15 protein-coding genes, 1 tRNA gene and 1 pseudogene are annotated in these 16,836 nt (G+C 68.0%); 9 read left to right on the top strand and 8 right to left on the bottom strand.

Translation table 11 applies throughout. From position 1 onward, the window contains the following. Positions 1–99: 99 nt before the first annotated feature. The 3 genes from ACIRRY_RS16840 to ACIRRY_RS16830 form a co-directional block, all read right to left on the bottom strand. A complete protein-coding gene (locus tag ACIRRY_RS16840; protein WP_403972929.1) occupies positions 100–453 on the bottom strand; it encodes a PRC-barrel domain containing protein in 354 nt (117 codons plus the stop codon). A 161-nt stretch (positions 454–614) separates the two neighbouring features. Beyond that, positions 615–1,121, bottom strand: coding sequence for an ATP-binding protein (locus ACIRRY_RS16835; RefSeq protein ID WP_403972927.1), 507 nt, complete (start codon positions 1,119–1,121; stop codon positions 615–617). Between the two features lie 224 nt (positions 1,122–1,345). Beyond that, entirely contained in the window at positions 1,346–2,185 is an 840-nt protein-coding gene (locus ACIRRY_RS16830) for a DUF1206 domain-containing protein (protein WP_403972925.1), read from the bottom strand. Positions 2,186–2,271: 86 nt separating this feature from the next. Between ACIRRY_RS16830 and ACIRRY_RS16825 the strand changes: the two genes are divergently transcribed. From ACIRRY_RS16825 to ACIRRY_RS16815, 3 genes and pseudogenes are all read left to right on the top strand, one after another. After that, a complete protein-coding gene (locus tag ACIRRY_RS16825) occupies positions 2,272–3,534 on the top strand; it encodes a phosphatidylserine/phosphatidylglycerophosphate/cardiolipin synthase family protein (protein ID WP_403972923.1) in 1,263 nt (420 codons plus the stop codon). Between the two features lie 340 nt (positions 3,535–3,874). Continuing rightward, positions 3,875–4,030 carry a hypothetical protein gene (locus tag ACIRRY_RS16820; RefSeq protein WP_403972921.1) on the top strand — a complete coding sequence of 52 codons (156 nt, stop codon included), beginning with the start codon at positions 3,875–3,877 and terminating at the stop codon, positions 4,028–4,030. A 226-nt stretch (positions 4,031–4,256) separates the two neighbouring features. Continuing rightward, positions 4,257–4,862 (top strand): annotated as a pseudogene (locus tag ACIRRY_RS16815) (transposase); the annotation flags it as partial. Between the two features lie 336 nt (positions 4,863–5,198). Here the strand turns inward: ACIRRY_RS16815 and ACIRRY_RS16810 are convergent. Next, positions 5,199–5,282 (bottom strand) — tRNA-Leu (locus ACIRRY_RS16810). A gap of 630 nt (positions 5,283–5,912) precedes the next feature. Here ACIRRY_RS16810 and ACIRRY_RS16805 point away from each other — a divergent pair. From ACIRRY_RS16805 to pknB, 6 genes are all read left to right on the top strand, one after another. Next, entirely contained in the window at positions 5,913–6,758 is an 846-nt protein-coding gene (locus ACIRRY_RS16805; protein ID WP_403972919.1) for an FhaA domain-containing protein, read from the top strand. A gap of 10 nt (positions 6,759–6,768) precedes the next feature. Continuing rightward, a complete protein-coding gene (locus ACIRRY_RS16800; RefSeq protein ID WP_384158059.1) occupies positions 6,769–7,290 on the top strand; it encodes an FHA domain-containing protein in 522 nt (173 codons plus the stop codon). A 90-nt stretch (positions 7,291–7,380) separates the two neighbouring features. After that, positions 7,381–8,925, top strand: a complete 1,545-nt coding sequence (locus ACIRRY_RS16795) for a Stp1/IreP family PP2C-type Ser/Thr phosphatase (protein ID WP_403973610.1) — start codon at positions 7,381–7,383, stop codon at positions 8,923–8,925. 30 nt (positions 8,926–8,955) lie between these two features. Further along, positions 8,956–10,398: an FtsW/RodA/SpoVE family cell cycle protein gene (locus tag ACIRRY_RS16790; protein WP_403972917.1), complete on the top strand. Its 1,443-nt coding sequence runs from the start codon at positions 8,956–8,958 to the stop codon at positions 10,396–10,398. Beyond that, positions 10,395–11,882: a peptidoglycan D,D-transpeptidase FtsI family protein gene (locus ACIRRY_RS16785; RefSeq protein WP_403972915.1), complete on the top strand. Its 1,488-nt coding sequence runs from the start codon at positions 10,395–10,397 to the stop codon at positions 11,880–11,882. The genes ACIRRY_RS16790 and ACIRRY_RS16785 overlap by 4 nt, the downstream gene beginning before the upstream one ends. Before the next feature lie 170 nt (positions 11,883–12,052). After that, positions 12,053–14,044 carry a Stk1 family PASTA domain-containing Ser/Thr kinase gene (gene pknB, locus ACIRRY_RS16780; RefSeq protein ID WP_403972912.1) on the top strand — a complete coding sequence of 664 codons (1,992 nt, stop codon included), beginning with the start codon at positions 12,053–12,055 and terminating at the stop codon, positions 14,042–14,044. A 103-nt stretch (positions 14,045–14,147) separates the two neighbouring features. Here pknB and ACIRRY_RS16775 read toward each other — a convergent pair whose 3' ends face one another. The 4 genes from ACIRRY_RS16775 to ACIRRY_RS16760 are packed head-to-tail and all read right to left on the bottom strand — an operon-like array spanning position 14,148 to position 16,833. Further along, positions 14,148–14,903: a class E sortase gene (locus ACIRRY_RS16775; protein WP_403972909.1), complete on the bottom strand. Its 756-nt coding sequence runs from the start codon at positions 14,901–14,903 to the stop codon at positions 14,148–14,150. Between the two features lie 6 nt (positions 14,904–14,909). Continuing rightward, positions 14,910–15,992, bottom strand: coding sequence for a class E sortase (locus ACIRRY_RS16770; protein WP_403972907.1), 1,083 nt, complete (start codon positions 15,990–15,992; stop codon positions 14,910–14,912). Continuing rightward, positions 15,989–16,627 carry an aminodeoxychorismate/anthranilate synthase component II gene (locus ACIRRY_RS16765; protein ID WP_403972905.1) on the bottom strand — a complete coding sequence of 213 codons (639 nt, stop codon included), beginning with the start codon at positions 16,625–16,627 and terminating at the stop codon, positions 15,989–15,991. The genes ACIRRY_RS16770 and ACIRRY_RS16765 overlap by 4 nt, the downstream gene beginning before the upstream one ends. Further along, complete coding sequence (locus tag ACIRRY_RS16760; protein WP_329253767.1) at positions 16,624–16,833, bottom strand: hypothetical protein; 210 nt, start codon at positions 16,831–16,833, stop codon at positions 16,624–16,626. Before ACIRRY_RS16760 ends, ACIRRY_RS16765 begins: the two co-directional genes overlap by 4 nt. Positions 16,834–16,836: the final 3 nt, after the last annotated feature.

Here is a 16,836-nt window from a genome sequence, read left to right as displayed (position 1 = left end):
TAATTCGGGCCGTTCCAAGGCTGCGGCCTCGCGCACAGGTGGGGGCCGACCGCGATGTTCTGCGGTCGGCCCCCACTCGTGCGGGTTCGGGCTGAGGTGTCAGATGCCGCGGTGGTCGGTGTAGTAGCCACCCACCTGCTCGTGGTAGCCCGCGTCACCGACATGCTTGTCCTTGTCGAACTCCGGGGAGTTCTTGATCTGGTCCTTGGTGAGGCTGACGTAGATCTTCTGTTCGGCCTGATCGATGGAGCTCACGGTGCCGGCCGGCAGCAGAACGTGCTTGCCGAAGATCCAGACGCCGGTGTCGACCACCAGATACGAGGAGTCGACGTCGTCCGAGTGCTTGTCGACCTTGCCGATGCCGCCGTCCGTGGCCTCAACCTTGTAGCCGGTCAGATCGGCCCCCGCGGTGTGACCGGAGGTCGGCTGGTAGCCCCAGATGTTGTCACTCATAAAACTGCTCCTTCATAGAGATATATTTCACGCTCAACAGCTGCGACTGCGCAGGGAATTGGCGCCCATTAACATTCGTATACGGTCTCTCGGAAAGGCGTGTGCCCGTCATCCGAAATCCCACACATCAACACAGGAAGGGAATTCGACAGTCGGTCGGCTCACGCGAGGGGGACCAGCGCGGTAATGTGTTTGCCCCTGGAGTGGAAAGCCACGGAGACCTTCGAGGCAAGGCGGCGCACCAGGCGCCAGCCGTAGCCGCCCACCCGCATCGTTTGTGTTTCTTCTTTGTCAGGGATCACTGGTGGGCGCGTGCTCGCGTCACCGACGGCGATGTACAGTCCCTCGTCAGTGATTTCAGCTGCGAATTCGGTGATGCCACCGCCGTGGCGAATCGCGTTGGTCACCAGCTCGGAAGTCACCAGCAGGGCGTCGGTCACCGCTGTGTCCGCCGGTCTCTGTCCCTCCGGACCGCAGCAGCGTGATGTCAGCAGCTCGGCGATCACATCACGTGCCGCGGCCGCGTTGGGCGGCACGGGTGACACGGGTGACACGGGTGACACGGATCGAGCCACCGCCCCGTCGACCGGTGCAGCGACCGTCTCGGCCTCGTCCGGAGCGATTTCCGGACGGGCGCCCTGGCCAGATACCTCGCGTTTGATATCCATCGCTTTGACCGTCTGCCCTCCGAGCCTTCGCCCACACACTCCACGCGGCTGGGGAGCCGCACAGCGTGCGCGATCAGGGTGTGCTCCTCGTCCGATGCTGTCCGCGGACCGGTGTGGCGAGCGCCCGGTCGGGGTGAGGTGGGAAAGCGGAAGCGCCCGGGTTTTCGACAAGGCGTCCAGTGCAGTCGTCCTGCTGTGGTGGGTGTGCCGCGTTCTTCCCTCGGTCAGACGTCGCGCCAGCGCGCGTTGGCCCAGGAGAAGATTCCGAAGGCGATGAGGCCGACGGCTATCAGCGCCAGCAGCCAGGGGCCCGCGGGGGTGTCGGCGAACGTCCGCAGGGTGTTGTCCATGCCCTTGGCCTTGCCGGGCTTGTGCTGGACGGCCGCCGCGATGGCGAAGCCGCCCGCCGTGGCGAAGACGACGCCGCGGGCCGTACCGCCGAACACACCGAAGAAGGCGACGACTTGACGCGTCCTCTGGGACATCTCCGCCATCTTGAGGTGCTTCTCGAACTTGCGCATGATGGCCCGGACGGCGATCCATACGCCGGCCCCGGTCACCGCGGCACCGGCGATGCCTACGATCCACTGCCCACCGGGCCAGTCCAGCGCCTTCGCCGTGACGTCCTGGGAGTTCTTGTCGGAGCTGCCGCTGCCGCTGCTCTTGTCCCCGGCCGCGTAGGAGAGCACGGAGTACGCGACGAAGCCGTAGAAGACGGAACGGCCCGCGGCCATCGCCCTCTTGCCCGGCTTGTCGCCGTCGGGGCCCGCCTGTCCGAAGGCGGCCTCGGACAGCCGCCACAGGGCCATCCCGGCCAGGGCGATCCCGAGCAGCCACAACAGGACGGTTCCGAAGGGCTTTTGGGCGATCTCCGCGATCGCACCGCCCCGGTCGGCCTGCTCGCCCCCTCCGGAGAAGGCGATCCGCAGGGAGAGGACACCGATCAGTACGTAGATGACCCCGCGGGCGACGAAGCCCGCACGGGCCGCCGCCGCGACCGCTTTGCTGTTTGCCGCACGTTGGGCCTGGCCGCGTCCGCGTGCCGTTGCCGATCCAGTAGCCATGCCGTACCGAATGCCCCCGAAGGACGGGGCCATCCCGACACCGGCTCTGCTTTGTCTTCCGACCCGCTGTCCAGGAAGGTGCAGCCATGGCACACACGCAGAACGCACCCGAAGCATCCAACGGGACGACCGGGACCGCCGGTTCATTCGGTTTGCCCGGGTCCGGTGGCGCGGAGGACCGCAGCGGGGTCCTCGACGAACGGGCCCGCCGTACGAGACGCAAGTTGGAGCGGCTGATAGGGATCGCTGCGACGGAAGGCAACGCGCTGCTCCCGTTGCGCAACGGGGACGAGATCTTCGGCGCCATGCTGGGCCGGATCCGGTCCGCACGGCACACCGTCGACATGATGACGTTCGTGTACTGGACGGGGGAGATCGCCCAGCGGTTCGCCGACGCGCTGGCGGAGCGCGCGCGTGAAGGAGTGCGCGTACGGCTGCTGTTGGACGGCTTCGGGAGCCGGCTCATCGAGAAGGACCAGCTGGAGGCGATGGAGCGGGCCGGTGTGCAGGTGGCCTGGTTCCGCAAGCCGCTGTATCTGTCTCCGCTGAAGCAGAACCACCGCTGTCACCGCAAGGTCCTCGTCGTCGACGAGGAGACGGCCTTCACCGGCGGTGTCGGAATCGCCCAGGAATGGTGCGGCGACGCCCGCAACCCGGACGAGTGGCGCGACACGCATGTCGAGGTACGCGGGCCCGCCGTGGACGGGCTGGCCGCCGCCTTCGCCCAGAACTGGGCCGAGTGCCATGACGAACTCTTCGACGACCGCGACCGGTTCACCGACCACACCCCGCAGGGCGATGCCGTGGTGCAGGTTGTGCGGGGCTCGGCCAGTTTCGGCTGGCAGGACATGCAGACCCTGTTCCGCGTGGTGATCGAGACGGCGGAGGAGAGACTCCGGCTGGCCACCGCCTACTTCGCCCCCGACGCCTACTTCATCGAGCTGTTGTGCGCGGCGGCCCGCCGCGGGGTCGACGTGCAGATCCTGCTGCCGGGCCCGCACACCGACAAGCGGGTCTGCCAACTCGCGGGCCAGCGCTACTACGAGGACCTCACCGCGTGCGGGGTGAAGATCTTCCAGTACCAGCCGACCATGCTCCACACCAAGGTCGTCACCGTCGACGGAGCCACGGCGCTCATCGGCTCGACGAACTTCAACCGCCGCTCCCTCGATCACGACGAAGAGGTCATGCTCGCCGTACTGGATCCCGCGTTCACCGCGACGCTGGACCGTCACTTCACGGAAGACCTCGAACACAGCGAACTCATCAGCCCCGGACGGTGGAAGCGGCGCGCACTGCTCCAGCGCGCCAAGGAGACGGCCGTCGTGCCGATCCGACGCTTCCTCTGACCTGCGGTCCCAGGCCGTGGCGTCGATGAACCTGACGGACCTGATGGATCGGCTCCTGACCTGCGTCGTCGTCACCGTGCACAGCGGACATCGGTCGGGCTCCAGGTGCGCGGCCGGCGTTGAACGAGAGGTTGAACGAGAGAAGGTGCCGAACCGGGCGGCCGGCAGGCGACGTCGGTTCCCCTCCGTTCTGGATGCGAGGTGGGGGTGGCGACCTGGGTGGGCGTGGGCGGCGGAAACCGGGGCACTCGGAGGTGACACGAGAGAGATCCGGCAGCCGCCGACAACGCGGTCGACCGGGCTCTCACCCAAACCGAAGAACCTGAAGATCGGAACCGAAATGATTGTCCTTGGCGCCATCCTGCTCATCATCGGCCTGCTGGTCGGTATATCGCTGTTGACCACCGTGGGCGGTGTACTCGTCGTGGTCGGCGCGGTCCTCTGGATCCTCGGGGCGAGCGGTCGCAAGATCGGTGGCCGCAGGCACTATTTCTAAGCCCGCTGCCTGATTGCCATGGTCCCCCGGACCAGCGAGAAGAGCATCGAGGGCCGACTGTCGCCACTGTTCTCACGCACGGGCCACGGCTCACGGGTCGAACTCTTCATGGAGATCCTTTCCGGCCGACTCCACCCATAAGACGGTGCCTTACGTGGTGATCATTCGTGGACTGGTCATGGGGTGAGGTACGTGGAGTTGGATTGTTCCGGACGGACTGTGAGAGATCGCGAAGCCTCTGGTCCCGCCGTCGAGAGTGCGGCCGCAGGGCGACGAAACGCCGAACACGTCTGATGAGACGCCGCTCGCCGCCATCGTCTACGTCCTGTTCGGCGACCGCGCCTGGCGAGCTCTGCCGCCATGTTTCGCTATGTCCAAGTCGACCGCACACCGCCGGTTCTGATCTGGTCGAGAGCCGGCGTCTGGGGCCCTGCACGAAGCCGTGCTGCACCGCCTCGACGACGCCGGCCTCATCGACGTCACCCGCACCGTCCTCGACGCCGCCGATGGCAGGGCCAAAAGGGGCGAACACACAGGTCCGAGCCCCGTGGACCGAGGCAGGCCGGGCTCCAAGGCGCACGCCCTGTCGGACGCGAACGGACTGCCCTTCCTCGTCGGCATCTCAGCTGGTGAAACCCACGACAGCGAAGGGCCGCAGCCCACGCATCGAGGGTCACCAAACGAGACAAGCCTCTACCGAGGCCGCCGCTTCAAGCTCCAGCGCCTCCACGCAGACAAAGCCTACGACCACGCCGGCCTGCGGAAATGTCTGCGCGGCAAGCGCATCGGAGTCCGGATCGCGCGCAAAGGCGGCGCCGAAGAGCGGACCGGATAGGCGTCGCAGGGCCGAGCGGCGTGAGAGAAAATCCTGCTCAAGGGTGTGGGTGGACCACCAGCCCACCTGCAAGCCCTCATGGACCAGTCCCTGCACCACGTCTGTCTCCCTTACCGGCTGCCCCTGTACGTGTCCGCCAGCTCAGCCGGACGGCATCCCTTGCCTCGGGCCACCTGCGCAGGAGTGGATGACAGCAGGGCCCCGACCGTGAGATACCTCACCGTCGGGGCCCTGCCACGTCCTCGCCTGGGCAGTAGCCCGGCACACCAACGAGAAACGGACTCTCACCGTGACTTCCATCACTGGTGAGAGCCCGTTTCGTCGGTTTCTCTGTGCGCGAGGGGGGAGTTGAACCCCCACGCCCTTTCGGGCACTGGAACCTGAATCCAGCGCGTCTGCCTATTCCGCCACCCGCGCATTGGGTGTGTCCTCAGGCCCTTCCCCCAGGGGGCTGGCGCCTTCCGACATGCAGAAGATTAGCACGGTGCACGGGGTGGATTCACATCCCTTCCCCCTGGGCAGGACCCCCCGTTCCCCGAGCGGAACGCCCCGCACGAGGCCCCCATCAGGCCCTCACTCCGCGTCCGGCGCCGCCCGCCACCTCCCCGCCACCCCCACCAGCCCACGCCACCACCCCACCGACCCCCACGCAGCCCCACCCACCCCCTCCCAGCAGCGCCCCGCCCCACCCCACGCCACCTCCACGCCACCCCCACCGAACACCCCACCCCCCTCACCACGTATCAACGTGGACCGGTTCACGTATCAACCTCGTACCGGTAACCGCCATCTCCCCAGGAGGGGGGCAAGGTCCACAGTCAGGTGCGGGACACTTGCCTGCGGCCCCCTCTACGATCCTGGGCAGGAGTAGCGACAGGAAGTAGTGCCGAAGGAGTTCGACGGGCCGACAAGGGGGAACCAGCCGATTTACCGGCGCGTGGATACGATCAGTAAGCAGTACCAAGGCAGTCAGCACGACAATCACCACGACAGCCGGCACGGCGGTCGGTACGACAGCCAGTGCGGCGACGACGGAGGAGGTGCCCCATGGGAGTCCTGAAGAAGTTCGAGCAACGCCTCGAAGGTCTGGTCAACGGCACCTTCGCCAAGGTGTTCAAGTCCGAGGTCCAGCCCGTCGAGATCGCCGGCGCGCTCCAGCGGGAGTGCGACAACAACGCGACGATCTGGAACCGCGACCGGACCGTCGTACCCAACGACTTCATCGTGGAGCTGAGCACGCCGGACTTCGAGCGGCTCAGCCCCTACTCCGGCCAGCTCGGTGACGAACTCGCCGGGATGGTGCGCGACTACGCCAAGCAGCAGCGCTACACCTTCATGGGACCCATCAAGGTCCACCTGGAGAAGGCGGACGACCTCGACACCGGTCTGTACCGGGTGCGCAGCCGTACGCTCGCCTCCTCCACCAACCAGCAGGCTCCCGGCACCCCCGCTCCGGCGGCACCGCCGGCCGCGGGACGGGCCGGCGGGTACGGCTATCCGCCCGCCGCCGCCCCCGCGAGCGCCCCGCCCATGCCGGCCGCACCGCCGCCCGGCGGCCGCGGCTCGGCGCCGTACCTCCAGCCCGCGCCCGCCGCCCCGGCGGCAGGCGCGCGGATGCGGTACTGGGTGGAGATCAACGGCGCCCGCCATCAGATCTCCCGCTCGACGCTGGTGATGGGCCGCAGCACCGAGGCCGACGTGCGGATCGACGACCCCGGCGTATCCCGCCGGCACTGTGAGATCCGGACCGGAACGCCCTCGGTGATCCAGGATCTCGGGTCCACCAACGGCATCGTGGTGGACGGGCAGCACACCACCCGCGCTACGCTCCGCGACGGCTCGCGGATCGTCGTGGGCAGCACCACCATCATTTACCGGCAAGCCGAAGGGTGAAGCGGGGGCAATGTCAGAGCTGACCCTCACGGTCATGCGGCTGGGTTTTCTGGCCGTACTGTGGCTGTTCGTGATCGTGGCCGTGCAGGTCATCCGCAGCGACCTGTTCGGAACGCGTGTCACACAGCGCGGCTCGCGACGGGAAGCCGGACGACCGCAGCAGCAGGCCGCCCGGCAGGCGGCGCCTCCGCAGCAGCGCCAGCAACAGCCGAGCGGGGGCGGCCGGCAGCGCCGTAACGCCCCCACCAAACTCGTCGTCAGTGAGGGAATTCTCACCGGCACCACCGTCGCGCTCCAGGGCCAGACCATCACTCTGGGCCGGGCGCACGATTCGACGATCGTGCTGGACGACGACTACGCCTCCAGCCGCCATGCCAGGATCTACCCGGACCGCGACGGCCAGTGGATCGTCGAGGACCTCGGATCCACGAACGGCACGTACCTGGACCGGTCCCGGCTGACGACCCCCACACCGATTCCGCTGGGCGCGCCGATCCGCATCGGCAAGACCGTCATCGAGCTGCGGAAGTAGTACGAAAATGAGCGAGCGGAGCGAGCACGCAGCGGCGGACCGTCTGGCGGACCCCGGCGCGCTCCCGACCGGAGGGTGGGCACCGTGCGGATGTACCCGGAGCCGACGGGCGAGGTGCGCATGAGTCTGTCACTGCGCTTCGCCGCCGGATCGCACAAAGGCATGATCCGCGAGGGCAACGAGGACTCCGGCTACGCCGGTCCACGTCTCCTCGCGATCGCCGACGGGATGGGCGGCCAGGCCGCGGGCGAGGTCGCCTCCTCCGAGGTGATCTCGACCATCGTCTCGCTCGACGACGACGTGCCGGGCTCCGACATCCTCACCTCGCTCGGCACCGCCGTGCAGCGGGCCAACGACCAGTTGCGGATGATGGTCGAGGAGGATCCACAGCTGGAGGGCATGGGCACCACGCTCACCGCCCTGCTGTGGACCGGGCAGCGGCTCGGCCTCGTCCATGTCGGCGACTCCCGCGCCTACCTGCTGCGCGACGGCGTGCTGACCCAGATCACCCAGGACCACACATGGGTGCAGCGGCTGGTCGACGAGGGCCGGATCACCGAGGAAGAGGCCACCACGCACCCGCAGCGTGCCCTCCTCATGCGCGCGCTCGGCAGCGGCGACCATGTCGAGCCGGACCTGTCGATCCGTGAAGTCCGGGCAGGCGACCGGTACTTGATCTGTTCCGACGGGCTGTCCGGAGTCGTCTCCCACCAGACGATGGAGGACACCCTCGCCAGCTACCAGGGCCCCCAGGAGACCGTGCAGGAGCTGATCCAGCTCGCGCTGCGCGGCGGCGGCCCCGACAACATCACGGTGATCATCGCCGACGTCCTGGACCTCGACACCGGCGACACCCTCGCCGCGCAGCTCTCGGACACCCCGGTGATCGTCGGCGCGGTCGCCGAGAACCAGCTCCACCAGCACGACACCAACATCATGCAGACCCCGGCGGGACGCGCCTCCGGGCTCGGCCGCCAGGTGCCCGGACAGGGCGGCGGCGGTGGCGAGTTCGGCCCGCCCGGCTCCGGCGACACCACCGGTTACGTCCCCTCGGACAGCTTCGGGGACTACTCCGACGACGACTTCGTGAAGCCCTCCAAGGGCCGCAAGTGGTTCAAGAGATCCTTCTACAGCGTGCTCGCGCTCGCCGTCATCGGCGGTGGCCTGTACGGCGGTTGGCGCTGGACGCAGACGCAGTACTTCGTCGGCGCCAACGGCGAGCACGTGGCGCTGTACCGGGGCATCAGCCAGGACCTCGCCTGGGTCTCGCTGTCGAAGGTGGAGAAGGACCACCCCGACATCGAACTCAAGTACCTGCCGCCGTACCAGCAGAAGCAGGTCAAGGCGACGATCGCCGAGGGCGGTCTCCAGGACGCCCAGAAGAAGATCGCCGATCTGGGGGTGCAGGCCTCCGCGTGCAAGAAGGAGTCCCAGCGCGAGACCGCGGCCGCCAAGCCCGGTGGCACCACGGGAACCACGAGCACCTCCCTCACGTCCAAGGCCACGCCGAAGCCGTCTTCCTCGGCTTCGACCTCGACGTCACCGTCACCGACCCCGACCCCGTCTGCGACTCCCAGCCCCGGTCCCAGCCTTTCGGAGGAAGAGCAGCAGGTCGTCTCGCAGTGCAGCAAGTAACAGGCAAGCCGTGAGAGGCCCCGTCACACGATGAGCAGTTCTACCAACACGCCGTCGCACCACACGTCCACGATCGGCTCCATCGGCGCACCGAGCCGGCGCAACACCGAGCTGGCGCTGCTGCTGTTCGCGGTCGTCATCCCGGTCTTCGCCTACGCCAACGTGGGCCTGGCCATCGACGACAAGGTGCCGACCGGGCTGCTGAGTTACGGCCTGGGCCTCGGCCTGCTGGCCGGCGTCGCGCATCTGGGCGTGCGCAAGTTCGCGCCCTACGCGGACCCGCTGCTGCTGCCGCTGGCCACGCTGCTCAACGGCCTGGGACTCGTCGTCATCTGGCGGCTGGACCAGTCGAAGCTGCTTCAGTCCATCAACCAGGCGGGCAACGCGGCCCCGCGGCAACTGCTGTACACCGCGCTGGGCATCGCGTTCTTCGTCGTCGTGCTGATCTTCCTCAAGGACCACCGCGTCCTGCAGCGCTACACGTACATCTCGATGTTCGCGGCCCTGGTGCTGCTCCTGCTGCCGCTGGTGCCCGGCCTCGGGGCCAACATCTACGGCGCCAAGATCTGGATCAAGATCCCCGGTCTCGGCTCGCTGCAGCCCGGTGAGTTCGCGAAGATCGCCCTCGCCGTCTTCTTCGCCGGCTACCTGATGGTGAAGCGCGACGCGCTCGCCCTGGCCAGCCGCCGCTTCATGGGCCTGTACCTGCCGCGCGGCCGCGACCTCGGCCCGATCCTGGTCGTCTGGTTCATCTCGATCCTGATCCTGGTCTTCGAGACGGACCTCGGCACCTCGCTGCTGTTCTTCGGAATGTTCATCATCATGCTGTACGTCGCCACCGAGCGGACCAGCTGGATCGTCTTCGGTCTGCTGATGTCCGCGGCCGGCGCGGTCGGTGTGGCCACGTTCGAACCGCACGTCCAGCAGCGTGTCCAGGCCTGGCTGGACCCGATGAAGGAGTACAAGCTCAGCCAGGCGGGCGCGGCCGGCCACTCCGAGCAGTCGATGCAGGCGCTGTGGGCCTTCGGCTCCGGCGGCACCCTCGGCAGCGGACTCGGCCAGGGCCACTCCGACCTGATCCGGTTCGCCGCCAACTCCGACTTCATCCTCGCCACCTTCGGCGAGGAGCTGGGCCTGGCCGGCATCATGGCGATCCTGCTGATCTACGGCCTGATCGTGGAGCGCGGCGTACGCACCGCGCTGGCGGCCCGCGACCCGTTCGGCAAGCTGCTCGCCGTCGGCCTCTCCGGCGCCTTCGCGCTCCAGGTCTTCGTGGTGGCCGGCGGTGTCATGGGCCTCATCCCGCTGACCGGTATGACCATGCCGTTCATGGCCTATGGCGGTTCCTCCGTGCTGGCCAACTGGGCCCTCATCGGCATCCTGATCCGCATCAGCGACACCGCCCGCCGGCCGGCCCCCGCGCCCGCACCCAGTCCCGACGCCGAGATGACCCAGGTGGTCCGCCCGTCATGAACAAGCCCCTGCGCCGGATCGCGCTCTTCTGCGGCCTCCTGGTCCTCACCCTGCTGTTGCGCGACAACTGGCTCCAGTACGTCAAGACCGACAGCCTCAAGGACGACCCGAAGAACCGCCGGGTCACCATCGCGCGCTACTCCACCCCGCGCGGCGACATCATCGTCGACGGCAGTCCGATCACCGGCTCCACCCAGACCAGCACCTCCGGGCTGAACGACCTGAAGTACAAGCGCACGTACAAGAACGGCGCGATGTGGGCGCCGGTCACGGGATACGCCTCGCAGGCCTTCGGCGCCAACCAGCTGGAGTCCATCGAGGACGGCATCCTCTCCGGCACCGACGACCGGCTCTTCTTCCGCAACACCCTCGACATGATCACCGGCAAGCAGAAGTCGGGCGGCGATGTCGTCACCACCCTCAACGCGGCCGCGCAGAAGGCCGCGTGGAGCGGTCTGACGAAGCAGGGCGGCAAGGGCGCGGTCGTCGCGCTCGACCCGTCCACCGGCAAGATCCTGGCGCTGGCCTCCTACCCGTCGTACGACCCCTCGTCGTTCGCCGGGAACTCCACCTCCACGGACTCCAAGGCCTGGCAGAAGCTCCAGAAGAAGGTCGACCCGAACGACCCGATGCTCAACCGGGCGCTGCGCGAGACCTACCCGCCGGGCTCCACCTTCAAGGTGGTCACCGCGGCCGCGGCGCTGGAGAACAACCTGTACTCGTCCGCCGACACGGCGACCGACTCGCCGCTGCCCTACATCATGAAGGGCACCACGACCGAGCTGAAGAACGAGGGCAACATCCCCTGCAAGAACGCGACCATGCGCGTCGCGCTGCAGTACTCCTGCAACACCGTCTTCGGCAAGATCGGCTCGGACCTCGGCAACGACAAGATGCTGGACGAGGCCAAGAAGTTCGGCTTCGACTCCGAGCAGTTCACCCCGATCCGCTCCAGCGCCTCGGTCTTCTCCGACGACATGAACTCCTCGCAGACCGCGCTCTCCTCGATCGGCCAGTTCAACACCGCGGCGACCCCGCTGCAGATGGCCATGGTCGCTTCCGCGGTCGCCAACGACGGCAAGCTGATGAAGCCGTACATGGTCGACAAGCTCCAGTCCTCGAACGTCGACACCATCGCGCAGACCGAGCCGCAGGAGCTGAGCCAGCCGCTCTCCTCGAAGAACGCGCAGATCCTGCAGTCGATGATGGAGACGGTCGTCGAGAAGGGCACCGGCACCAACGCGAAGATCCAGGGCGTCACCGTCGGCGGCAAGACCGGTACCGCCCAGCACGGTGTCGACAACAGCGAGAACCCGTACGCCTGGTTCCTCTCCTACGCCAAGCTCGCCGACGGCAGTTCGCCGGTGGCCGTGGCCGTGGTCATCGAGGACTCCGGCGCCAACCGTGACGACATCTCCGGCGGCGGTCTCGCGGCCCCCATCGCGAAGAGCGTGATGGAGGCGGTCATCGACAGCAAGAAGTGACCCCGCTCACGTCCCCTTCACATCGGTGCACGTTGGGATACCGGTCCTGTATCGGGTGACGGGCTTGGCCAGGTCACACAGAGCCAGCCGGGTACGGTAGGCCCGGACGGCTAGCCTCCGACCGCACGTCCGTGCGGGTCGGGACCGACGGAGAGGGCTGGTAGGAAGCTATGGAAGAGCCGCGTCGCCTCGGCGGCCGGTACGAGCTGGGCCACGTGCTCGGCCGTGGTGGCATGGCGGAGGTCTACCTCGCCCATGACACACGCCTCGGCCGCACGGTGGCGGTGAAGACGCTGCGCGTCGACCTTGCGCGCGACCCTTCCTTCCAGGCCCGGTTCCGCCGGGAGGCCCAGTCGGCCGCCTCGCTCAACCATCCCGCGATCGTCGCGGTCTACGACACGGGCGAGGACTACGTCGACGGGGTCTCGATCCCGTACATCGTCATGGAGTACGTCGACGGTTCCACCCTCCGTGAGCTCCTCCACAGCGGCCGCAAGCTGCTGCCGGAGCGCACGCTGGAGATGACCATCGGCATCCTCCAGGCCCTGGAGTACTCACACCGGGCCGGCATCGTGCACCGCGACATCAAGCCGGCCAACGTCATGCTGACGCGCACCGGCCAGGTCAAGGTGATGGACTTCGGCATCGCCCGTGCGATGGGCGACTCCGGGATGACGATGACGCAGACGTCCGCGGTCATCGGCACCGCCCAGTATCTCTCCCCGGAGCAGGCCAAGGGCGAGCAGGTCGACGCCCGCTCGGACCTCTACTCGACGGGCTGCCTCCTCTACGAACTCCTGACCGTGCGGCCGCCGTTCGTGGGCGACTCCCCGGTCGCGGTCGCGTACCAGCACGTACGGGAGGAACCGCAGCCGCCGTCGGTCTTCGACCCCGAGATCACGCCCGAGATGGACGCGATCGTCCTGCGGGCCCTGGTCAAGGACCCCAACTACCGCTACCAGTCCGCCGACGACATGCGCATCGACATCGAGGCCTGCCTCGACGGTCAGCCGGTCGCGGCGACGGCGGCGCTGGGTTCGGTCGGCTACGGCGGTTACGGCGACGACCAGGCGACCACGGCCCTGCGCTCGGACGCGGGTGCCGGCGCCACGACGATGCTGCCCCCCATGAACCCGGACGACGGCGGCTTCGGCTACGACGACCGCCCCGACCGCCGACGCCAGCAGCAGAAGAAGAAGTCGAACACCTCGACGATCCTGCTGGTCGTGGCGGCGGTGCTGGTCCTGGTGGGCGCGATCCTGATCGGGAAGTGGGCGTTCAGCGGGAACACGGACAAGCCGTTCGCGGCGCCGAACTTCGTCGGCCAGACCTACGACACCGCCAAGACGATGGCGGTCAACTCCGGCCTGAAGCTGGCCGAGCCCACTCGCAAGGCCTGCGGGAACGCGCCGAAGGGCAGCGTCTGCTCCCAGGACCCGAAGCCGAACACCGACGTCAACAAGGGCGACACCATCAACCTGGTCGTCTCGACCGGCGCCCCGAAGGTCGTCGTACCGAGTGTCGTCGGCCAGAGCTTCGACGACGCCTCCGAGACGCTCACCGGCGACAAGTACCAGTTCAAGGTGGAGAAGAAGGAGAAGGTGTCCGGCGAGGACCCCGGCACGGTCCTGGAGCAGGACCCCGCCCTCGGCGCTGAGGTCCAGAAGGGCACCGTCATCACCCTGACCGTCGCGAAGGCCGAGGAGAAGTCCACGGTCCCGGACGTCAGCGGCAAGAGCTGTGACGACGCCAAGGCGCAGATGCAGCAGAACAACCTCGTCGGCAACTGCACCGAGGTGGCGACCACCGACACGAACCTGAACGGCAAGGTCGTCGCGACCTCGCCCACCGCCGGGACACAGGTCGACAAGAACTCGTCGGTCAACATCCAGATCGGCAAGGTCTCCCAGACCCAGGTCCCGAACGTCGTCGGCCAGACGGTGGCGAACGCCAAGACGATCCTCCAGCAGAACGGCTTCACCAACATCCAGTTCGCCGACAACAGCGATCAGGGCGACAACGCGATCGTCACCCAGCAGGACCCGGGCTCGGGCAACCAGGTGAACGACCCCGGCAACACGCAGATCACCCTCACCAGCGTGGGCACCGGCAACGGCAACAACAACGGCGGCGGCGGCTTCTTCGGGGGCAACTCCGGATAGGCGGCGCACCGCACGGCATGACAGAGCCCCGGCACCCTGTGGAGGGTGCCGGGGCTCTTTCGTACGTGCGGTGCGTCACGGACGATGCGCTACGACCCCGCCGTCAGCGGAGCTCCTTCGGCGGTGTGCGCGCGCTGTCCACCTTGTCGACGCGGACCAGCTCGCCCCACACCACGTACCGGTACCGGGACGTGTACACCGGCGTGCAGGTCGTCAGCGTGATGTAGTGGCCGGCCTTCTTCCTGCCGGACTCCACGGGGATCTGGGCGAGGGTCTTGACGTTGTACTTCGAGGTCTCGGGAAGGATGTCGTAGACCTTGTAGACGTACCACTCGTCCTTCGTCTCGAAGACGATCGGGTCGCCCTTCTCGAGCTTGTCGATGTTGTGGAACTTGGCGCCGTGGCCGTCGCGGTGGGCGGCGAGGGTGAAGTTGCCGTTCTTGCCGGTGGTGGGGAGGGCGGCCTTGACGGGGTCGGTGTAGTAGCCGGCGACGCCGTCGTTCAGGACGCTCGTCTCGGTGCCCTTCTCGACCAGCACCTCGCCGTTCTTCATGGCGGGCACGTGCAGGAAGCCGATGCCGTCCTTGGTGTCGAGCGCGCCCGGACCGCTGTCCTTGTCCTTGGACCAGTTGTTCCTGACCTTGTCGCCCTGCTTGTCGGCCGTGCGGTCGGCGACGACGTTGGTCCACCACAGGGAGTAGACGACGAACAACCCGAGGATCAGGCCCGCCGTGATGAGGAGTTCACCGAAGACGCTGACCGCCGTCGCGACCGGGCCGGCGCCGCGCGGGCGGTCCGGCGGGGAGGCGGGCGTGTCGGTCTGCTCTGCGGTGTCGTCGGTGGTCGCTGCCACGTTCATCTGCCCCTACTCGATGAGCGCATCCGGCTTGCCCTTGCTGCGCGGCCGTTCCTCGACCATCTTGCCCCAGACGATCAGCCGGTACTTGCTCGTGAACTCCGGCGTACAGGTCGTCAGCGTGATGTAGCGGCCGGGTTTGGTGAAACCCGAGCCCTTGGGGATGGGGTCGATGACAGTGGTGTTGCTCGGCGCCGTCACAGGCAGCGTCTTCGTCATCTTGTAGACGTAGTAGGTGTCCTGGGTCTCCACCACGACCTCGTCGCCCGGCTTGAGCTGGTTGATGTACCGGAACGGTTCGCCATGGGTGTTGCGGTGCGCGGCGAGCGCGAAGTTGCCGGTCTTCGCGTCCGGCATCGCGGTCTTGAGGGTGCCCTCGCTGTAGTGCCCGACCATCCCCTTGTCGAGCACCTTCTTGTTGCTGACGCCCTCGGCGATCGGCGCGACCACGTCCAGCTTGGGGATGTGCAGGATGGCGAAGCCCTGCCCCGGCGAGAACTCCCCCGGGGCGCGCTTCCCGCTCGCCCAGTCGTTCTGGAGCTGGCTCGCCTCGCTGCCGGCCTGCGCGTGCGCCCGTACGTTCGTCCACCACAACTGGTAGGTGACGAACAGCAGCATCAGCACACCGGTGGTGATGAACACCTCGCCGATGGCCCGGCTCGCGACAACGGCGGGCCCCGGCTTGTTCGCCCGCTGCCGCCGCCGCGCCTCGACGCGCGAGAGGGGCGCGCCCGCACCCGGCGGGGCGTTCTCGGCACTCTCCGCGGACTCCTCGGCCGCCCCACCGGCCCCATGACGCCCGTGCCGCCCCTTGGCGGCCTTTCTGCGGGCCGCACGGCCACCGGCGGGGGTTGCTGTGGCGGAGGAGGCAGATGAGGCGTCAGACGCCGATATGGACCTGCCGTGGCCCGTCCGCTCCGGCGAGAGGTCGGCTATCCGCAGCGCGACGGTCTCTTCGTCGATCGGACCGTACGGCACCCCGGGCGCGCTCTGTGCCTGTGCGCCGTGCCACTGGTCGAACCCGCCCTGCTCCCCGTACGCCTGCTCCCCGTACGGGGCCTCGGACTCGCGCTCGGGGCGCAGCGCGGTCACGCCGTGGCCCTGCCCACCACCGGGGCGAGCCCCACCGACCTCGCCACGGCACCCTGGTCGCCGCACTCCACCAGCCAGTTCGCCAGCATCCGGTGCCCGTGCTCGGTGAGCACCGACTCCGGGTGGAACTGGACGCCCTCGACGGGCAGTTCGCGGTGGCGCAGGCCCATGATGATGCCGTCGTGCGTCCGGGCGGTGACTTCGAGCTCGGCCGGGACCGTGCCCGGCTCGGCCGCCAGCGAGTGGTAGCGGGTCGCCGTGAAGGGCGAGGGCAGTCCGGCGAAGACGCCCTTGCCCGCGTGCTCGACGAGCGAGGTCTTGCCGTGCAGCAGTTCGGGGGCGCGGTCCACGACTCCGCCGTAGGCCACCTGCATCGACTGCATGCCGAGGCAGACGCCGAAGACGGGGACCCCGGTCGAGGCGCAGTGCCGCACCATCTCGATGCAGATTCCGGCCTCCTCGGGGGTTCCGGGGCCGGGCGAGAGGAGGACGCCGTCGAAGCCGTCCTGGGCGTGCGCGGTCGACACCTCGTCGTTGCGCAGCACCTCGCACTCGGCGCCCAGCTGGTACAGGTACTGGACCAGGTTGAAGACGAAGCTGTCGTAGTTGTCGACGACGAGAATCCGTGCGCTCACTGGTTGTCCACCGTCACATCGTTGAAGGGCAGCAGCGGTTCGGCCCACGGGAAGACGTACTGGAAGAGGATGTAGACGACGGCCAGGGCCAGGACAAGCGAAATCAGCGCCCTCACCCACGCGTTCCCCGGCAGATGCCGCCAGATCCAGCCGTACATGCCGTCCCTTCCGTCGCGCCACGGCACCAGACTCACGCCGTACGTCACCAG

Source organism: Streptomyces sp. NPDC101776 (assembly GCF_044766845.1).
Lineage (GTDB): Bacteria > Actinomycetota > Actinomycetes > Streptomycetales > Streptomycetaceae > Streptomyces.
The sequence above is the reverse complement of the archived record's forward strand: the minus strand, read 5'-3'. Positions and strand labels throughout refer to the sequence as shown.

Excerpts from the sequence above, each read along its gene's own strand:
- ACIRRY_RS16785 (WP_403972915.1), top strand. The coding sequence starts at position 10,395 with ATGAACAAGCCCCTGCGCCGGATCGCGCTCTTCTGCGGCCTCCTGGTC.
- ACIRRY_RS16840 (WP_403972929.1), bottom strand. The coding sequence starts at position 453 with ATGAGTGACAACATCTGGGGCTACCAGCCGACCTCCGGTCACACCGCG.
- ACIRRY_RS16800 (WP_384158059.1), top strand. The coding sequence starts at position 6,769 with ATGTCAGAGCTGACCCTCACGGTCATGCGGCTGGGTTTTCTGGCCGTA.
- ACIRRY_RS16835 (WP_403972927.1), bottom strand. The coding sequence starts at position 1,121 with ATGGATATCAAACGCGAGGTATCTGGCCAGGGCGCCCGTCCGGAAATC.
- ACIRRY_RS16775 (WP_403972909.1), bottom strand. The coding sequence starts at position 14,903 with ATGAACGTGGCAGCGACCACCGACGACACCGCAGAGCAGACCGACACG.
- ACIRRY_RS16805 (WP_403972919.1), top strand. The coding sequence starts at position 5,913 with ATGGGAGTCCTGAAGAAGTTCGAGCAACGCCTCGAAGGTCTGGTCAAC.
- ACIRRY_RS16825 (WP_403972923.1), top strand. The coding sequence starts at position 2,272 with ATGGCACACACGCAGAACGCACCCGAAGCATCCAACGGGACGACCGGG.
- ACIRRY_RS16820 (WP_403972921.1), top strand. The coding sequence starts at position 3,875 with ATGATTGTCCTTGGCGCCATCCTGCTCATCATCGGCCTGCTGGTCGGT.
- ACIRRY_RS16795 (WP_403973610.1), top strand. The coding sequence starts at position 7,381 with ATGTACCCGGAGCCGACGGGCGAGGTGCGCATGAGTCTGTCACTGCGC.
- pknB (WP_403972912.1), top strand. The coding sequence starts at position 12,053 with ATGGAAGAGCCGCGTCGCCTCGGCGGCCGGTACGAGCTGGGCCACGTG.
- ACIRRY_RS16790 (WP_403972917.1), top strand. The coding sequence starts at position 8,956 with ATGAGCAGTTCTACCAACACGCCGTCGCACCACACGTCCACGATCGGC.
- ACIRRY_RS16830 (WP_403972925.1), bottom strand. The coding sequence starts at position 2,185 with ATGGCTACTGGATCGGCAACGGCACGCGGACGCGGCCAGGCCCAACGT.